At 46.7% G+C, this 21,944-nt stretch carries 2 protein-coding genes; both read left to right on the forward strand.

Annotated elements, in window-relative coordinates:
• Nucleotide 1: 1 nt before the first annotated feature.
• Complete coding sequence (locus S4054249_RS01785; protein WP_046355920.1) at nt 2–9,874, forward strand: non-ribosomal peptide synthetase; 9,873 nt, start codon at nt 2–4, stop codon at nt 9,872–9,874.
• Complete coding sequence (locus S4054249_RS01790) at nt 9,871–21,921, forward strand: non-ribosomal peptide synthetase (RefSeq protein ID WP_052960945.1); 12,051 nt, start codon at nt 9,871–9,873, stop codon at nt 21,919–21,921. Before S4054249_RS01785 ends, S4054249_RS01790 begins: the two co-directional genes overlap by 4 nt.
• Nucleotides 21,922–21,944 lie beyond the last annotated feature (23 nt).

The following is a 21,944-nucleotide window of genomic DNA, read 5'->3' on the forward strand; positions in this document are numbered from 1 at the left end:
AATGGAAAATCCAGCGATTGAAACTTTATTGGCCGAGTTAGATGGCCAAGGGATCTTTGTATATGTACAAGATGGACGTTTAAAGCTCAGAAGTCGGCAAAGCGAGATACCGCCGCAAAAGTTAGCGCTGATAAGGGAGCATAAGCAAGCACTCATTGCATATATGCAGCGACATCATCAAAAGGTGGGCAAGCTGTCGCGTGCGCAGCAGCGTATTTGGTTTATTGAGCAATACGAAACACAGCTCAATGCATACAATATGGCGGGGTTGTTGCGCTTATCCAAAGCACATAGCGCGGCACAAATAGAAAGCGCATTAAATGCGGTGTTACAGCGTTATGATGTACTACGCAGCCAATTCAAGCAGCAAGATGGTGAGGTTTTTCAAAGCGTTAATCGTGATGCAAAACTAACTTTACAAGTACAATCTGTGGCGGGCGATATTGACAATGAAGCCGCCGCGCAGTGTTTACAGGGTGAGTTAACTTACCAATTTGATTTAGAGTCAGAGCTATTAGTAAGAGCGCGCTTGTTGGTGGCACAGGAGCAAGGTCAATGGCTATATGTGTGTATGCACCATATTGTCGCCGACGGCTGGTCAATTCGATTGTTTACGCAGTCACTGATTGATGAATTGGCGGGACAAACTGAAGCGCAAAAAGCGCTTCAATATTTGGACTTTGTGCACTGGGAAAACAAATACCAGCAAAGCAGTGCGTATCAACAGCAGTTGAGTTACTGGCAGCAACAACTCGCAGACCTATCTGTTTTTGAATTGCCGACCAGTGTGCCGCGTGAAGCACACAAGCAATATCAAGGTGCCAAACTAGAGGCGTCTATTTCACGGCTTCAGGTGCAGCGCTTTTCTGCATTGTGCAAACAGTTAGGCGTTACCCCATTCGCAGGCTTTTTAGGGGTATTTTATGCCCTTTTATACCGCTACGGGCAAGCTGAAGATATTACCGTAGGCGTGCCAGTTTTAAATCGCACCCATGCTGAATTTGAACAGGTGGTCGGCTGCTTTATTAACACGCTTCCGATGCGAGTAAGATTGCATGGTCAGCAGCCGTTACAGCAAATTTTGACCCAAACTCACCAATTAGTAAAAGCCGGTCTTGAACACCAAAGTGTTGCGGTGGAAGAGATCATAGATGCATTGGATTTGGCCAAATCCACGGCGCATTCGGCGCTGTTCCAAGTGTTATTTAACTATAACGGTATTGCAGAGCGGATCGTGCGCAATGATTCGCTCAGTGCTGAGCTATTTGATTTGGACAATCACACTGCCAAGTACGATCTGACCTTGAGTATCACAGATGATCATGATGGCGTACAGCTGAGTCTGGATTACGCAAAACAGCTATTTGATGGCCGATTTGTGCAGCAATTTATAGATGATTATATTGCCTTGATTGATATGGCCTGTCGCTCTACAGAGCAAGCTATCGGTCAAATTCCACTGTCTTCTTCGCTATCGATATTAGGAGCTGCACAGCCGAGTACTGCACCAGTGAATGTCATTGAGGGGATTTATCACAGCGCTCAGCGCCATCCAGAGCGTACAGCGCTGATCCAGGAAAATGCAGACACTGAGCAAGGCCCTTCGGTGATGAACTATGATGCGTTAATCACCCAATTAGAGGGGGTTGCACAACGTCTTTATGCTCTGCATCAGCCTACATCATCACCGCTCACGTTATTGGTTCAGCGTGATATTCAAAGTTTAATTTGGATGCTTGGGGCAATGCGTGCGGGTATCGCGTATTTGCCTATCGATGCTGCTACGCCGGTAGAGCGTATTTCAGAAATCATGTCACAAGCAGGCAGCCAGCGTGTGTTATGTACGAGTGAGCACTTGGCACAGATAGAAAAGTTACAAGAGGATGGTATAGACGTGTTCGATATTAGCCGTCTATATGCGCAAAGTGCACAGCAAAGCTTGCCCAATATGCCACTGGGCGAAGACATTGCCTATGTGATGTTTACCTCTGGCAGCACAGGTAAGCCCAAAGGTGCTGTAATATCGCACCATGCGCTGGCAAGTTATGTCGCCGGTGTATCTGAACGGGTGACATTCACTCAAGAGACACGTTCAGCGGTCGTCACAGGGCTTGCGACTGATTTAGGGCTTACAGGGATATTCCCTGTGTTAATTGGTGCAGGCTCTGTACTGCTATGCGATAGCACTGAACCTGAATTGCTAGTGCAAACATGTCATCAGCACGACGTAAACTTGATAAAGCTCACCCCTTCTTTTGCACAAGCGTTATTGCCTTGGTTGCAGCAATCCACTGTCAATGTTACGCAGTGGATACTCGGTGGTGAGGCGCTTAGTTTGCCCTTAGTACAGCAGCTTCGAGACTTAAATCTTGGTGCACGATTATTTAATCACTATGGTCCAACAGAGGCATGTATTGGTGTATGTGCCTTTGAGATCCCAACAGATCATGATTTGGAATCCATCCCTATCGGCGCGCCATTTAATCATATTAGATTCGCGATATTAGACGCTCAGCAACAACCTGTGTCTGCGGGTGTACCTGGAGAGCTTTACATTGGTGGTGAGAGTCTTGCAAATGGCTATATTAATGCTTCAAAAGTGACTGAAGCGGCCTTTGTATCACTTAAAGTCGGTGATGGCGATACTGCCCGTTATTATCGTACTGGCGACCAAGTTAAGCGTAATTTTGACGGCCAAGTCGAGTTTTTAGGCAGACTGGATAAGCAATTTAAAATCAATGGCTTTAGAGTTGATATTGCTGAAGTTGAAAGCAAGCTACAAGCGCTGGAACAAGTGCAAGAAGTCGCGGTGATCTGCCGCCAAGCTGCACAGCAAAATATGCTGGTGGGCTACTTTGTGCCCGACGGTAAACGCACGGAACTGAGGCTGTGTGAATCTGCAATTCGACAGCAGTTAAAGCTGCAATTACCAGCGCACATGATCCCCGCATATTTGATCCAACAAGCTTCTCTGCCCAAGCTGAGTAGCGGGAAAATAAATCGCAGGGCACTTGAGTCGTTAAGTTTGTCGGTATCAGAAGAAACGCGCGCGCCTCAAACACCACTCCATCATCAGCTCTTGGACATCTTTGCGACTTTAACTGGGTGTTCAGGCATTGGTATTGACCATAGCTTTTTTGCGATCGGCGGGCATTCATTATTGGCCATGCGTCTACTCAATGAGGTTAAGGCACAATGTGGCGTACCTTTGAGTTTAAAGCATATTTTTGCCAACCCGAGCATTGCGGAGCTAGCATTGTGCATAGAGTCTCAGGAAGCGCAGATTGAGCAACTCCCTGTGAGGCCAATTGCAAAGCAGGATAGTTATCCTCTGTCTTTTGCTCAGCAGCGAATTTGGTTTATAGACCAGATGCAAGAGCACAGTGAGCAATATCATTTACAAGGTGCGTATCACATTACGGGTGAATTGGATTGTGAGCGCTTAGAGCGCGCATTTTGTTCTGTGGTCCAAGCTCATCCCATGCTGCGTTTTACCTTCCATCAAGATGCGCAGGGCACCGCCTATCAAAAAGACAATACGGACAAGGTTTTTGCACTCAAACACGATGATTTATCAGCGTATGAAGGCAGTCATCAACAGCGTCTTATTGATGATATTGTGGCGGCAGATACCAAGCGTGGGCTTGATTTGAGCTCTGATTTAATGCTCAGAGCGACACTTGTAAAATGCAATCAAGCCAGTCACATGTTACTAATCACCATGCACCACATTATTTCAGATGGATGGTCAATTGCAGTCTTAGCCGATGCACTGAGCCACGCTTATCAAGCTAGTGAGCAGCTAAATTATGCGGTCGAGGCACCGCAGTTTACCTATTTGGACTTCATCGATTGGCAGCGTAGAGTATCTGATACTGAAAATTGGCAAGCAAGCTTAGACTACTGGCGTGAAGCGCTGGCAGAGATACCACAAGTGCATGCGTTGCCCACAGACAGAGCCAGATCCAATGAAGCGGTTCAAGGCGGGGAGCTTGCCTGTTTTGATCTACCGCACTCGCTTAAAGGTGAAATGAACGTATTTTGCCAGCGTCATGGTTACACACGCTTTCAACTACTAAAAACAGTGTTTAGTTTGTGGATGAGTCGCGCACAACAGCAGCGAGATATCGTAATAGCAACCCCTGTCTCAGGGCGTGAAATGCAGGTATTTGAACCTATTATTGGCAACTTTATTAATACCTTACTTTTGAGAGATAAGTTTACTACCGCCACGCAGTTTAACGAGGCCTTACAGGAGAGTAAGGCGCAGTTTTTGGCGGCGCAAGCTCACCAAATGGTACCATTTGATGTATTGGTTGAAGCACTTGAAGTGCCACGTAACTTGGCGATACACCCCCTGGCGCAGGTTGTATTTCGGGTCAATACCGAAGTCAACGAAACACTCCGACTACAAGATTTAGAGGTGCAATTGATACCGCAGACGGCACGCAGTGCCAAGCTTGATTTGGAAGTGTGTGTCATCGATGATGCTAAGACATGTTGCATTGAATGGCTCTTTGATACTGCACTTTGGGATACGCAGAGCATTGCAGACTTTCATGCGCAATATGTGTGGGTATTGGAGCAATGCCTTGCAAATCCTAATATTGCCTTGTCTCAGTTAACCTTATTGCGTCCAGTGGACTCGCAGGCTTTTATTCGTGAAAGTCAGTCAATTGAACTGGTAAACCCTGAGGTGACTTCGTGGGCGGCGCAGTTTAGTCAAGTTGCACACATGCACCCCAATCGAACGGCCTTGAGTTTTGAAGCGCAAAGCTGGAGCTACAAAGAGGTTGAGCGTATTACGAATCAGCTAGCGTATTGCTTGTTGGAGATGGCCTTCGAGCCACAAACGCGCATTGCGCTATTGTTGCCAGAAGGGCCATTGACCGTAATTGCTATGTTAGGAGTGCTAAAAGCAGAGCATGTTTTTGTGCCTGTGCATCATGACACACCGGTTAAAACGCTGGCCCATGTGATCTCGGATGCGAACGTGATGTTGACACTGGCGCTCAGTGAGAGCGCTGACAAATTAATCGAAGCGGGCAGCGACTTTTTACCGCTCGATGGTGCATTGAGTGAAGATTCAATGCTGTCCTCATACCCTGATACAGCAATAGACAGCAATGACTTACCAGAATGTGAGATACCGCTGGCAGCGAGAGATTGCTATATCATTTATACCTCAGGTTCAACGGGGCAGCCTAAAGGGGTGCCCATCAATTATGGTAATTTGCAAGGGTACCTTCATCATGCCGTGAGCAATTATATGATGTCAGAGTCGCAGCATACTGTGATGAGCACGCCCGCGGCATTTGATGCCACAGTCACGGCGATTATGCCGACATTAATGAGCGGGGGCTCGCTGACTATTTTATCGCAGGGGGTGACGCTCATCCCTGAATTAATTGATAAGTTATGGGCAAAACAAGCCACGTTGTTTAAATTAACCCCCGCCCATTTACGTGCTGTTGTATCTCTGACGGACGACAAGTCAATTTGTGAAACCATGCATCGATTAATTGTCGGTGGGGAAGCGCTTCTCTCTGATTTGGTGATTAAATTCAAAGAGAAGTTGCCTAATTGTCATATCGTCAATGAATATGGCCCCACCGAGAGTACGGTGGGAGTCTGTGTATTTGATATTCCAGCGACTATGCCGCAGGCTGAATTGGCGAGTGCACCAGACGTGCCTATTGGCTCTGCGATTGAGGGGGTCACCTTACTCGTAGTTGATGAATTTGATCAACCGGTAGCGCGCAATATGTCAGGTGAGTTATTGATAGCGGGCAACATGGTGAGTCAGGGTTATATCAATCAAGCTGAACTGACAGCGAAAAAGTTCACGCTGCGGGCCATCACTGCAAATCACATGCAGTCGGTTTATCGTTCAGGAGATGTTGTGAAATGGCAGCTCGACGCGCATGGCTCACCTAAGCACCTTCGTTACCTTGGACGCACAGATGAACAAGTTAAACTGCGAGGCTATCGAATTGATTTAGAGGCTATATCACAGTTTATTTTGGCAATAGATGGGCTAGTTGATTGTGCACTGACCGTGGATGATAGCGGGCAGACTCTTGTTGCTCATATTTTGTGGCAGAATGAGCCCTGTTGTAATACACCGCAATTGCGGCAACATCTGATGGCGTTATTACCTGGGTATATGATACCCGCGGCGTTTCATACTGTGACGACCATGCCTTTAACCCGTAATGGAAAAGTAGATAAAGTCGCTTTAATTGCAGCTTTTGAAGCGTCGCAGCGACAAGAAGCGCAAAGCAGCGTGATAGCTCAACAGCAAGTGCAGCTGACACCGAGCCAACAAACGCTGATGGCTTTTTTTCAAGCAACGCTACCAACCACACAAATTGGCTTAGAAGACAGCTTTTTCGAGCTCGGTGGTCACTCTTTATTAGCGATTAAACTGGTTAGTCAAATTCGTCAACAAATGGAAGTTGATATTACCCTCGCGCAACTATTTAAGACCCCAAGTGTACAGGCGCTCGCAGACGCACTGCCCAGTTTTGATAAGTTAGTCAGTGGTGATGAGATCCCCATTGTGCCGCGTACACAAACTCTCCCTCTTTCTTTTTCTCAGCAGCGATTATGGTTAATTGATCAGTTACAAAATGGCAGTAGTCAATATCATATGCCAGCCAGCTTTATTTTCACTGGTGACTTAGAGCTTTCGGCATTTAATGCCGCATTAGCCAGTATTATCGCGCGTCACGAAGTATTGCGCAGCATCATATTGCCTGGCGCGAGTAACGAGTCTCCAGAACAGTTAGTGAGAGAGCAGGTTGAAGTACCTTTGATCTTTGAAGATATCTCAATGTTAGATGATGATGAAAAAGACCATAGGGAAAACCAACTTAAATCACAGTTTTGCCAAAAAACCTTCGATTTAAGTCAGGATGTTATGTTGCGCGTTACAGTCATAAAACGTGCTGAGCAGCGCTATTGGGTGCACTTCAATATGCATCATATTGCCAGTGATGGTTGGTCTATGGCGATTTTAGTTAAAGAGATTATCGCATTTTATCGCCACCACAGAGGTGAAGCGGGCTTTCAACTTCCCCATACGATGACACAGCCATTGTCAGTTCAATATGCGGATTTTGCGCATTGGCAAAGAGCGCATTTCACACCAGAAAAGCAGCAAGTTGCTATAACGTATTGGCGTGAGCAACTAGCAGATTGCCCTCCGGTACACCAATTGCCACTCGATTTTGCCCGCCCAAAAGTGCAAGCGCTGGCTGCACAGCAATTTAAAGTTAAGTTAGATGAAGCAACAACCTCAGCTATTAAGTCTCATTGCCAAGCTGAGTCAGTGACCCTGTTTATGTGGTTACACAGCGTGTTTTCGCTGTTGATGATGCGTATGAGTGGCGAACAAGATGTGGCGATTGGCTCGCCAGTTGCAGGACGAACGCAAAAGCAGCTCAATGACTTAATTGGCTTTTTTGTAAATACGGTGGTGATCCGCTCCAAAGCAGATAAGCACCTCACGTTTAACCAGTACCTTGCAAAGCAAAAAATGGTGATTTTAGATGCGTATAAACACCAATCGCTGCCGTTTGAACAAGTGGTTGAAGCGGTAAAGCCCGAACGTAGTTTAAGCCACCAGCCACTATTTCAGATTTTATTTGCGCTCCAAAATAACGAAATTGTCGATGTTGCCTTACCAGGGTTGCATATTGAAGAAGCGCCTCTTGAATCATTGAATCTCAAATTTGATTTAGAGGTCAATGCCATAGAGCTGGGAGCAGAAATTGAATTTGAGTGGCGTTACAGCAGTGCTCTGTTTAATGAAAGTACCATTATGGCAATGGCAGGGGCTTTTAATGTACTTGTCGACGCGGCGTTATCTGGTCCTGATTGGTCAGTGAGTCGCTTGGCCATTTTAACATCTGAACAGCAGCAATTATTGACCGAAGAGGCCGTACATATCTGCGAACATGATACACCAGTTTGTTTGCATGAGCGTTTTGAAAATGTGATGTATATGCACAAGGACAAAGTCGCTGTCATGGATGCTGATGGTCATGCTGTCAGTTATGAAGCGCTTTGGCAGCGTGCTGGGTGTCTGGCTGCTCATTTATTGGCACATGGTGTCGATGCTGATGATAAGCTGGCTGTGTGCTTATCTCCTAGCGCGGATATGGTTGTTGCATTACTTGCCGTATTACGCGCCGGATGTGCGTATGTACCGATTGATCCTAAATTGCCTGCAGCACGCATTCAATATATTTTGCAAGATAGTGGGTCGATTGGTGTGATCAGCTGTGATGAATTATTGCGTGGGTTGGCTAATTTGTCAGACTCCATTGCGCAGTCACCACTGACTTTGTTTTCAATTAACGACTCAGTCAACTGGCCAGCTGCGAGTGAGCAAAACGAGCTACCCAAGCCCCATGTCGATGCGCTGGCCTATGTGATTTATACCTCGGGGACCACAGGGCAGCCTAAAGGTGTGCAAATCAGTCACCAAAACCTGCATCATTATCTGTCATTCGCTATCAGAGAGTACACGAATTGTACCTTGTCACGGGCTATCGTGAGCACTCCTGTTGCATTCGATGCCACTGTCACTTCTTTATGGGGCGGTCTGCTTGCAGGTTTAGGTGTTGAACTATTAGATGATGATTCCTTACTGCCTGAACTTGCTAAGCGTTTATTTAGCAATGATTCCTACTTGTTAAAAGTGACTCCTGCGCACCTTAAAGGTGTATTAGAAGTGGCAAATCAATTGTCTTTAACACGCCAATTTAATGGGCAGCACCGAGTGGTCATTGGCGGTGAGGCATTATCATGCCAATTGCTCAAAGCACTTGATATCTTTTTGCCTAATACACAATGGTTCAATGAATATGGCCCAACAGAGGCCACGGTAGGCACCAGCGCGTATCGTTGTGACAGTGATATCATCGACAAGCTCATTGGGTCCGGTCAGTATGATGTGCCGATTGGTCAAGCCATGCCATACAGTCATTGTGTGGTGTTAGATGAACTACAGCAATTTGTACCAAATGGCGTGCTGGGGGAATTGTATGTATCTGGAGATGCCATCAGCGATGGCTATTTAGGTAAACCCGAACTGACAGCAGAAAAGTTTAATGTACTGTCGCTACCGTCATCAGGACAAACAGTGCGTTTTTATCGCACAGGTGATAAAGCAAAATGGCAATTTGATGAAGCGTCGAAAGCGATGCAATTACGGTTTGCAGGACGTATTGATCAGCAAGTGAAATTGCGCGGTTATCGCATCGAATTGGACGAAATTGCGTATTATTTGGCACAGCAAGTAGACATCAAAGAAGCTCAGGTGTTGTTAAATGAGAAGGGCGACAATATCGAAGCTTTTGTTGTGCTTGAAAATGACAATCAAACAGCAACATTGCCGCAGTTGGTAGATGAGATACGCGGCATTCAATATTGTGAGCAGCTTGCATTGCAGCTACCCACTTACATGTTGCCGCACCGCTTTATTCAAGTCCCAAATTTGCCTTTGACCAGTAATGGCAAGTTGGATATTCGTACATTGAGAACTTGGGCGCAGCAGTGCCAAAGCAAGGCCGAGGTGGTTGTGCCAAGCACAGATCTTGAAATAGCGCTGCATCATATTTTTGCTACTGTACTGACGGTGGATGAGTTTGGCATTACAGATAACTTCTTTACACTGGGCGGGCATTCTTTGTTGGCAATTCAATGTGCCGGGTTAATTCAAGAGCAGTTGCACATTACTGTGCCGATGCGGGTATTGTTTGAGCGACCCACTATAACCGCGTTGGTGAAGTGGATCCGGATCCATACTACTTATGAACAAGCTCAGTGTAGTGATAGTGATTCGTCAGAGGAGATGTTCCTGTGATAACGAGTCAGACACTAGAACTTGAATCGCTTATTGCCGAAGCGCTAGATGCGGGCGTCACCTTGTATGAAAAAGACGGCCGCTTGGCATTTCGTCAAAAAGGTGTTTTTCCTGAAGCGCTAAAAAGCAAGGTCATCGCCAAGAAAGCAGACTTAGTGGCCTACTTTCAACAACAGCAAACGCATACAATGACCGCGTATGATGGTGCGATTAGTCCGATAGCGCGCACTGAGCAGCTCCCGCTGAGCTTTGCACAGGAGAGTTTATGGTTTATTGAGCAGCTCAATGGTGGCCAGCAGTATTACATGCCAGCCTCGTTTCGCTTAACCGGAGAGCTTGATGTTGATGCATTGAAATACGCCATTGGGCAAGTGATTGAGCGTCATGAAAGCTTGCGTTGTCAGTTTCTTGCTGGGGATGAGTCAAATGGTAAGCCCTATGCACGTATCATGCGAGACTTTGAAACACCGTTTGAATGGCTTGATGTTAGCCAGTTCTCAAATGATGAGAAAGCCGAGCAAATCGACAGCCATATTAAGCATTTTTGCACACAAGCACTTAACCTTGAAAGCGGCTGTTTAATCCGTGTTTTAGTCCTGTCTGATATGCATCAACACCGGTTATTTTTTAATATGCACCATATCGTTTCAGATGGTGCATCTATGACGAATTTAGTGCACGAAGTGACGACCATTTACAACGTCGCTACGGGTAAGTTACAGGCACAATTACCTACTTTGGCGCTACAGTATGTCGATTATGCAGCGTGGCAGCGAGCACAGCTGTGTGATGAGAGCTTTGTGGCTCATCTGGCGTATTTTAAATCGCAATTAGCTGGCTTGGATCCACTGCAATCATTGCCGAGTGATAAGCCGAGAATGGCCGTGCAAACTGAGCAGGGTGCGCGCTATGTGCAATACCTATCTCATGATCTCACTAAGTGTATAGTTTCCCTATCTTCTGCGCAGCAGAATTCACTTTTTATGTGGCTGAGTAGCAGTGTCTTGCTGTTCATTGCGCGTTTGAACCAGCAGACTCGGGCAGTCATTGGCACGCCTGTACACGGGCGTGATAATCCTCAATTAGAGCACTTGATAGGCTTGTTTGTGAATACCTTAGTGATGCACGCTGAGGTCGATGAGCAACTTTCTTGTGAGCAATGGTTTGCAGCGCAAAAAGCGCGTAATTTAGCAGCGTTGGAATATCGTGCATTACCCTTTGATAAATTAGTTGAACATATAGAGCAGACGCGAGATTTAAGCCATCATCCTGTGGTACAAATCTTATTTTCATTAACCCAACCGGATGAACAAACTCTGACGCTAAATGGGCTTGAGGTGGAAGAGTGCAAAGCATTAGATGCACAGAGCGTTGCGGTTAAGTGTGACCTAGAGCTACATGCCCAGTTCGAAGGTGAAGCCTTGGTTATTCACTGGAAGTATGACAGTGATCTGTACCACAGGGAAACGATTCAAAATTGGGCAAGCAGCTTTGCAGTGATGCTCGAAGGCATAGTAAATCACCCGACTATGGCGGTTGGGGATGTGCCCTTATTGGATGCATCACATGCCAATCAACTGCTATCTCAGCCACAGTGCCAAACGAGTTGGCCACAGCAACACAGCATCGTCTCGTTATTTGAACAGCAGATCATCAATGTAGGCTTGCGCACTGCGGTGACTGATGGCACCTCTTCACTGACTTATACCCAACTTGGGCAGCGCATTGATGCCCTCGCCTGTGCGTTAATTGCTGAAGGCGTAAAACCTCAGCAGTTAGTCCCTGTGAGTATGACGCGCAGCACCGATATGGTGGTTGCATTACTGGCGATTCTAAAAGCGGGTGGTGCTTATGTCCCTATCGACCCAAGTTACCCACAAGAGCGAATTGAGTACATCCTATCGGATATTAACAGTGATTTACTGGTGTGTGATGAGCAAAGTGTTGCGTTGTTTTCCCAGCTTGCAGTGCGGTGCATTGTCGCAGAAAGAGCGATTGACGCGCACAGTGGTCGTCAATTTGTTGCGCCAAAGGTACAGCCGGATCATCTTGCCTATGTGATCTATACCTCAGGTACTACAGGCAAGCCCAAAGGGGTGCAAATAGAGCATCGCCATGTCGTACGTTTGCTGTTTACTGAGCCGAGCTTATTTGATTTTAATCAACAAGATGTGTGGAGTCTATTTCACTCGTTTTGCTTTGATTTTTCAGTTTGGGAAATGTACGGCGCACTTTTATTTGGCGGTAAGTTGGTGGTGGTTGACACCCATACGGCAAAAGATACAGAGGCGTTTGCTAAGCTATTACTGCGCGAAGGTGTGACGGTATTAAATCAAACGCCCAGTGCGTTTTATGTGCTGCAAAGCTGTATGCAGCGGCAGGTCGAGGAAACACATCAATGGCCTGCAATTCGCTACGTGATTTTTGGTGGCGAAGCGCTGCAACCGAGTAAAATCAAGCCATGGCGCACGCTGATGCCAGCATGTCACTTGATCAATATGTACGGGATCACTGAAACCACGGTACATGTCACATTTAAGCATTTAAGCGATGAAGATCTTGCCCTTGGCCAAAGCAACATAGGTAAACCCATTCACACGACATCAAGCTATGTGTTAGACAAGCAGCAGCGTTTACTGCCGCAAGGGGCGATTGGTGAGCTATATGTTGGCGGTGAAGGCGTTGCTCGCGGTTACTGGCAGCGCCCTGAACTCAATCAGCAGCGCTTTGTTGAACTGAATTTAGCAAAGTCACATTGTGAAAGGTTGTATCGTTCAGGTGATTTGGTGCGCCTGCTGCCGGGTGGCGAAATGACGTACATTGGTCGGATTGACGACCAAGTTAAAGTGCGTGGATACCGAATTGAGCTGGGCGAAATAGAAAATCAGATCAGGATGCACCCTTGGGTTGATGAAGCAGTAGTGATACTCAAGCAGCATCCAGTTAAAGGCGCTTACATTGCAGCATTTATTACTGAAGGTGATGATGCGGCTTTTACTGATTTAAGTGCTCAACTGAATACATTTTTAAAAGCCACTCTACCTGATTTTATGCTGCCGAGTGTTTCACGCATCGTGCCTAAGATGCCACTGACAGTGAATGGCAAGGTAGATAAAAAAGCGTTGCTATCTTTAATTGAAATAGATAACGATAAAGCCCCCTTTGAAGCGCCCATCACACCTGTTGAAATTCAAGTTGCAGATGCGTTCAAGTTTGTATTGCAATGCCCCCATGAAGTTGGCTTGCAGGATGACTTTTTTACACTGGGCGGACATTCATTGCTGGCAGTAGAGCTGTGTTATTACTTGAAAGCACGCTTTGGTTTAGATGCTGTACTTTCCGAGCTGTTCCAATATTCTAGTGTTAAAGCATTGGCTCAACGATTGTCTGATAAAGCCTCTGTAAGCGAGATATCAGCTGAACCAGTATTGCAGTGTACACAGCAAACACAGGGCCCAGTTTCGTTTGCTCAGCAGCGGTTGTGGGCGCTAGATAATATTCAAGGTGCGCAGCAAGCTGCAGCTGTTTATCACGTTCCCATGTCATTTTTACTTAAAGGGAAATTGAATGTAAGTGCTTTTGAAGCCGCTTGGCAGCAGGTAATTCAGCACCATGCTATTTTAAGAACAGTGATCTATACAGATCAATCTGGCACACCGCAACAGCGCGTTCTCACCCATTTTTCTGCGCCTTTACAGGTGGAGGATGTCTCTGATAAGTCTACTCAGCAGAGTGACCTCGCGTGGTGCAAATTACAACGCGATGATGACCAGCAGGCATTCGACCTTGAGCGAGATCTGATGATAAGAGTGTGTTTACTTCAGTTATCACAGAAGGCGTTTAAGTTACGTATCAATGTGCATCATATTGCCTGTGATGCGCACTCTTTACGACTTATCGTGGATGACCTTGCTGTTGCATATCAGCACGCGTGCGATGGCACTACAGCTGACTTGGGTTGTGAGGCTGTGGAACAAGTTACCTATCTTGATTATGCAATATGGCAGCAAGCACAGCTGCAAGACGTGACACATAAGGCGTTTTGGCGAAATTATTTGTCAGGGGCACCTCAGGTGCATGAGCTGGCTTTAGATGGTGTGCGCAGTAAAAAGTCTCAGCCACTCGGAGCAAAGCACATCAGCCATTTTGATAGTACTTTATCTGAACAAATCACTGAGCAATGTCAGCGCCTAGGGGTGAGTCACTTTATGTGGCTGCATACGCTCTTTTCTTTGTGTATTGCCCGTTGTAGTCAGGCCTCAGATGTGGTGGTTGGTTCGCCGTTTTCAGGGCGTCATCATGCTCAGCTGAAGGATATCGTGGGCTTTTTTGTCAATGTGCTGCCGATTCGCTTGCAGTTCACATCTGAGATGACGCTCAAAACGTTACTGACAGCGCAAAAAATGCAGATCTTAGCTGTACATAACCATCAAGCAGTGCCTTTTGAGCAAATATCAGCGCTTTGTGATTCACGCAAAGACTTAAGCCATCACAGCTTATTTCAGATCAGCTTTGCGTTTGATCCAAAGGAGCACACTGAGCTGACGCTAGGCGATATACAAGTCAGTGCATTGGACGAGCCCAATACTCAGGCAAAGTTTGAGCTTGACTTGAATTGTAGTGAACAACCGGATGGTATACGGCTCAATTGGGTGTATGACAAAACCCTGTTTTCTCATCATGCAATTACAGGTTTGGCTGACGCGTTTGAAGTCATGGTAAAGGCTGCGGTGGACAACGTAGAACAGCGAGTAACTGAGCTGCCATTGGTCCAAACTGCAACATGGCAAAAGCAGATGTTATACGGTGAGCAACACGCGCTGCGCTCGCCGAGTATACTGCAGCCTATCTGGGCTCATCTGAATACCGTGTGTGCTAATCAAAGGGCACTTATCGACCTAGATGGCACATGTATGACTTATGGTGAGCTACTGTCAGCTGCCGAACAGCTTGCTGTGTATTTAACTGAACTGGGTTTACACTCAGACGACCGGGTTATGGTCTGCCTTTCTGCTGGGAGTCGATGGGTGACCGCACTGCTTGCAGTGATGCGAGCAGGCGCATGTTATGTGCCAGTTGACCCTAGTTACCCAAAGTCTCGGATCCAATTTATTGCCAAAGATAGTAACTGTAAGTTTGTACTAACAAACTCCGAATCAATAAGCTTGTTTGTTCATAAGGAAGCTAACTCGGCCCAACTGATTGATGTAGAAGCCCTAGATGTGATGTCTATTCAAGGAGGGGCCTTGCCGCCGCTTCCTGCAAATTCCGCGCAGCTGGCTTATGTGATCTACACCTCGGGTACCACAGGTCAACCAAAAGGGGTGATGAATACCCATCAAGGGTTGATGAATTTGTGCCAGTGGCATCAACGCGCGTTTTCCGTAGATAGCCACTCTGTCGCGACACAGACTGCAAGCGTGGCATTTGACGCAGCGGCATGGGAAGTGTGGCCTTATTTGATGGTGGGTGCGCAATTGGTATTTTTACCAAAAACGACCTTTAGTGATGCCCAGCAATTGACGCAAGCAATGCAAATTCACCAAGTAACCCATAGCTTTTTAGCCACACCGGTTGCACAGGCGGTTTTAGCTGACAGCGAGTTTAAACCGCAGTCATTGCGTTACTTGTTGGTCGGTGGTGACAAGCTCACGACAGTGGATACAGTAGGGTATCCATTTGCACTGATCAATAATTATGGGCCGACGGAAAGTGCTGTGGTCGCTACCTCTGGGATTGTCGACTCGGCTGTACTAACGCCAGATATTGGCCTGCCCATTGATAATACCCAGCTACTCATTATAAATGCGCAGCAACAATTGCAACCTATTGGCGCAATCGGTGAGCTTTGCATTGCGGGCGCCAGTTTGGCGAGTGGATATCTGGGTCGCACAGCGCTTACTAATGAGCGCTTCATTAATTGGCGTGCGCCCACTGGTGAACCAATGCGGGTATATCGGACTGGAGATTTGGTTAGGCAGCTTGCAAATGGTCATTTAGCTTACATGGGTCGTAATGATGACCAAATCAAACTACGTGGTTACCGTATTGAGCTGGATGAAATTGAAAGCCAACTTTGTACACTAGCTGAAGTGGAACAAGCAACGGTATTATTGTGCGATTCTGGTGAATCGGGTGCCAGCTTAGTGGCCTTTATCTGCCAAACAGACTCTTTGAATGAGCAGCTGTTATCCAAGCAGCTAGAGGAACAGCTTCGAGATGTGCTACCAGCGCATATGCTGCCTAGTAGCTATGTGTTTTTGACGCAGATGCCGCTCACACCTCATGGCAAAGTGGATAAGCCAGCACTGCGCATGCAAGCAAAGCGTCAGGTTAACGTGCCAATGACAAGTTCCACAGATGCAGAACACGTGCTACCGGAGTCGAGCCCGAGCCGTGCTCTATTAAAGGTTTATCGTACGTTATTGAAACGGCCTGATTTACAGCCTGGGGATGATTTCTTTGCCGTGGGTGGGGATTCAATTTTAAGTATTCAAATTGCCACTCGGGCTCGGGCATTGGGCTTTGATTTAGCCGTCTCTGATGTGTTGACTTATCCAAGCATCGCCCAGTTAAGTGCACATATCACACAGACTTCTCTTAACATAGATTGCGCGTCGAGTAATCAAATGACTTATCTGCCAAGTCATGGGCAAGCCAGTCTATTGCCCACACAGCACTGGTTCTTTGAGCAGCAATTTGCATTACCTACGCACTGGAACCAAGCTGTGATGTTGGGGATAAATAAAAATGTCTCAGCTGGGCAATTGGAAGCTGCCGTTACAGTGCTAATTGCACGTCACGACAGTTTAAGGCTGGCGGTAGCGGCAAACAACACACTGCATTTTATTGATGGGCTGTGTGCATCTAAGGTTGTCCATACGTATGACCTGAGCGCTGAGGATGACTGGCAGGGTGTATGGCAAAATGCCTGTCAGCAATGGCAGCAGAGTTTGCAATTTAACGGCACGCCTTTAGTGCGCTTTATCATGGCAGATACGGGCCAGCAAGACGATAAAAACCGTTTGTGTATCATTGCCCATCACCTGATCATCGATGGGGTATCTTGGCGCCTTGTATTGGAAGACTTATCTCACGCTCTGCAAATGCGTGTTACAGATGACGCGATATCTTTAACACCTCCTAAAGCCAGTATTCAACAAGTATCGCAGGTGCTGCAAGATCATGCCGAACATCGCGCTAATATGGATGATTGGTTGCCAGCAGTACAAGCCGCCAGTAAGCAAACATACTTTGACTCATGTGAAGAAATTACCGCACAGTTGTCAGTTCACAGTTTGCAATTAACACTCACTACAGCGCAGACGCAAGCTCTACTGACAGATGCCAATACGGCCTATGGCACGCAAATTCAAACCTTATTGCTGGCCGCTGTGCACCTGACATTATTTAAGTTAACTGATGCACAATCTCATGTGTTGATGATGGAAGGGCATGGTCGAGAGGCACTGCAGGAGCAGATAGATGGTAGTGAGACACTGGGATGGATGACCGCCATGTATCCACTGCATCTCTTTGTAAACGCCACGACGGTGGGAGACATGATCTGTGCGGCCAAAGAGGCACAGGCTGCCGTGCAAGATAAAGCCAGTGATTACGGTACGCTGCGTTATTTGCATTCAGATGCGAAGGTCAGAGAGGCATTGACGATAGATACCAACAAACTGGTGTTTTTTAACTACCTTGGCCAACTTGATAGCGTGATCCACAGTGAGGGTCCACTTAGTGATGTGAATGAGTCTTGTGGGGACTTGATTGCACCAAACAACCACTGTTTTTACGCGATGCAGTTGACGTCTTCGATTCAAGCTGGGTGTTTGCGCATGCACTGTGACTTTGATACAAAGCAGATCTCTCACACCATGGCAGAGGCATTTATCACTCAGTTACAAAGTGCGATAGATGAAGTACTTACTCATTGCTCACAGCAAACAAAGCGCCACTACACACAAAGTGATTTTAAGTTGCTTCCCAACTGTTCTAATCGTGGACTCGCTCAGCTACTCGCCCAATACTCAGAACAGGCTGTCGCAGACATTTACCCGCTGAGCCCATTGCAGCAAGGGATGTGGTTCCAAACTCAGCTAGCAGATGCGCAGGGTCAAGCAACACGTCCTTACCTTGAGCAGTGTTGCTTTACGTTTGCTGGTAACTTTGACTGTGAGGCGTTTATGTATGCGTGGCAGCAGGTTATCAATCAACATAGCATTCTGCGCAGTGCATTTACAACGCTTGACGGTCAGCCTGTGCAGGTGGTGTTAGAGCAAGCAGAAATCCCGTTTGAGTTGGTGGATAGTCAAGGACAGGAGGAGCAAGCGGTTGATTTTGCTCAGCTAGCCCAGCAAGCATATCAGCAAGGTATACAGCTGAATCAAGCGCCTTGTATGCGATTGCAATTGGTCTCAATGTCTGAGCAGCGTGTTGGCTTTATCTGGACTTATCATCATATGATCATGGATGGTTGGTCATTGCCGGTTTTATTCAGTGAACTGCTGCGCTTTTATGGTGCGCGCATAGATGGCCAAATCGCGGTGATAAACCCAGATAACTTTGCAGAGTATATTGCCCATATACAACAACGTGACCGCGCAGAAGAAGCTGCTTTTTGGCAAGCATACCTTGGCGATCTCGACTCACCAACTTTGATCAGTGACTGTCTCAAAACCACATCATCTGGGCTTGTGCAGTATCAGGAATACCATCAGGTATTGAGCGAAGCACAGTGCCAAGTGATGGCTAAAACAGCCTCTGAGCTCGGGTTAACTGCTAATCAACTTATCCAATCAATTTTTGCTTATTGGTTGAGCGTCTGTCTGGGTCGTAGTGAGGTGATGTTTGGTCAAACCGTTGCTGGGCGTCCAACGGGGCTGAATAATATGGCCAGCCGTGTTGGTCCCTACATTAATACCCAAGCGGTGTATGCCCAGATTGATATGCAGATGTGTGTCACCGACTATTTACAGGGATTCAAAGCCAATGTGACTGCACTGAGTCAATTTCCGCATAGCAGTTTAAGTGATGTGCAAACGTGGAGCCAGATAGACAATCAGCAGGATTTGTTTGATGTGCTATATGTGTTTGAAAACTATCCGACAGACCCTTTATCCCAAGGGCCGAGTCTGCCGTTTGAAATTGTCAGTAGTGATTATCAAGATCAGACCCACTATCCGCTATCTCTTGTAGTCGGCGGAGATAAGCAACTGTCTCTGACTCTGTGTTATCAAACCAGTGTATTAAATGAAGCACAGAGCCAGCACTTTGTGATGATGTTAGCTCAGTTACTTACGCAAGTCTGTGAACAAACTTCACAAAAACTGAGCGAACTGTCACACACCTTACATGGGCAAGTTGAGAGCGAATTTACCCGCTTTGAATTAGTTGATAAAGCACATACTTTTGACGAAAAGGTACAGCAGGCAGAGACGCTCGCAGATGCATTTATGCAAATCGCCGCTTTACATGGCAGTGACACGGCTTTGACCTATTTTGACAGCGGTGATACCAGTCCCTGCGCATATTTAAGTTATGCAGAACTGGATGCGCAGAGTAATCGACTCGCCCACTGGCTGGTGGAGCAGGTGGGGCGCAGTGACTCGCAGCCGATTATCGGGATTGCAATTGAGCCAGGCCCTGATCTTATTATTGCCGTTTTGGCGGTATTAAAAGCGGGCGCGGCGTATGTACCGATGACATCGGCATTGCCGCTGCAAAGAAAACAGTTGATAGTGACATCATGCCAAGCTGTCTTAGTATTAACGGATAGCGCTATTTGGCAAGACCAAGGTGCACCATGCCCTACTTATCAAGTTGATGATGTTAACGCGCAATTAGATTGCTACTCAAGCGACGCTTTAAAATCAGTAAGCTTAGGGTCTGATTTGGGCTATGTGATTTATACCTCAGGCACCACTGGCGTGCCAAAAGGAGTAATGGTAGAGCAGCGCAGTATCCTTAATTATGTGCGCAGCTTGTCTGCGCAATATGAAATAACACGCGCAGATAACTACCTGCAATTTGCCAGCTTTAGCTTTGATGTATTTGCCGAAGAGGTGTTTTGCGCCTTGCTTAGTGGCGCGACGTTAGTGATGGCTGAGCCGTCTCAGTTGCTCGATACTGCAAGGCTCGGTGAGTTAACGCATGATGCGGATATTAGCTTAATGAGTTTGCCCACAGCATATTGGCACCAGCTGTGTGCCGCACCTCAGGAATTTAATTCATCGTTGCGATTGATCACCATAGGGGGTGAGCAAATGCAGCGAGCGGCACTCAAATCATGGCAAAAAAATCAAGGTACTCAGATACGTTTGGTCAATGCTTACGGGCCAACTGAGACCACCATTTCGGCTACCTTGCAAGAGGTGACGGAGTGGCAAGATGAAGACATTGCGATAGGACGTCCAATAAACGGATTGCAATTACATGTGTTAGATGCGCAGCTCAGGCCGCTGCCTCAGTATGTTGCTGGTGAGCTTTACATAAGTGGTATTGGCCTTGCGAGGGGTTATTTAGGTGATACGAAAAAAACGGCTGAGGCATTTATCACAGACCCTCAAAGCGGATTGAGATTATATAAAACCGGTGACTTGGTGAAGGTAAATGCGCGCAATGAAGTTATCTTTTTAGGTCGCAAAGATGGCCAAGTAAAGGTACGAGGGTATCGTATTGAACTTGCGGATATTGAAAGTCAGTTGATGGCCATTGAGGGCATTGGCAATTGCGCGGTTGTGGTTCGCCAGGATAGTAGTGGCAATGAGCAGTTGGTTGCATTTATTGAGTCGGTAAGTTGGCAAGGAGATACGTCAGAACTGCGCGAGATACTCAGTAATAGGTTGCCAAGTTATATGGTCCCGCAACTTATCACCTCAATTGATGTATTACCGCATACCAGCAGCGGTAAGCTGGACCGCAAAGCGTTAACGGCGCGTGCAAAGTGCGTGAGCTTGCAAGCTCACGCTAAGGAAAATCCACAAAGCCGTCTTGAGATTGGTATTGCTGCGCGATTCTCTAAGCTGCTTAAAGTTGATCATGTTGGTCTAGACGATGACTTTTTTGTGCTCGGTGGTCACTCTTTAATGGTCATGCAATTGGTTGCAGAGATCCAATCCCAACTGGCAGTCACTGTTCCTTTAGCTGCCGTGATGCAACACAGCACAGTGAGAACGCTTGCCAGTTTTATAGATAGTCAGTGTGTCACGCAATCCCAGCAGGATAATACACCGACAAGCGTGATGTGTTTACAGCAAGGGGAAGTGGGCTTTACGCCTGTGGTGCTGATAGCTGGTGCGGGTGGTTTGCTCATTTCATTTGTCCAGCTGGTGGAGCAACTTGATGCACGTATTCCAGTATATGGCCTGCAGCCAGATCTGATCGCTGATCAACCTGACGTGATAGGCGATATTCGCCAAACGGCCAAACATTACCTGCAAGCACTGGAGCGCGACTTTGATCAAGTTCATGTCGTGACGCATTCATTTGGTGCTTTCATTGGTTATGAGCTATGCCTTCTTTCGCAGCATAGTGAAGTCTTATGCGCGTCGTTGACCATTTTAGATACCCCGTTGCCCAGCCAGCCCAGCACGTCTATTGATGAACTGCAAATTGACGCATTTGTGTTACATGATTTATGTGAATTTTTCAGTCTTTCGCCGCGACAAAATGAAATTGAGCACTATAGTCAAATGGCTGGAAAAGCAAAGTTTGCACTTTTGTCAGATTGGCTCTCACAAGTGGACGTGCATATGTCAGCACAGCAATTAGCAACATTTTATCAAGTCTATAAAGCCCAGTTGCTGTCGAATGTGGTGATTGATACGCCGCTGTTGGATGTGAAAGTCAAAATAATCAAAGCGGCAGGCACCAATGAGTTTGAGGGGCGAGCAGTGAAATTAGACATGGGCTGGCAGCGAGTGGTGACACAGCTTACTGCAATGGAAGTGGCAGGAGACCATCTATCAATTTTACAAACCAAGGCGGACATGCAAGCGCTTGTTGCGCAGATAGAAGATCACTACATACTGCACAGTTAAATGTAAATATTATGTTGTAATTT

It is taken from the genome of Pseudoalteromonas luteoviolacea (assembly GCF_001750165.1).
In the GTDB taxonomy this organism is placed as follows: Bacteria; Pseudomonadota; Gammaproteobacteria; order Enterobacterales; family Alteromonadaceae; genus Pseudoalteromonas; species Pseudoalteromonas luteoviolacea_G.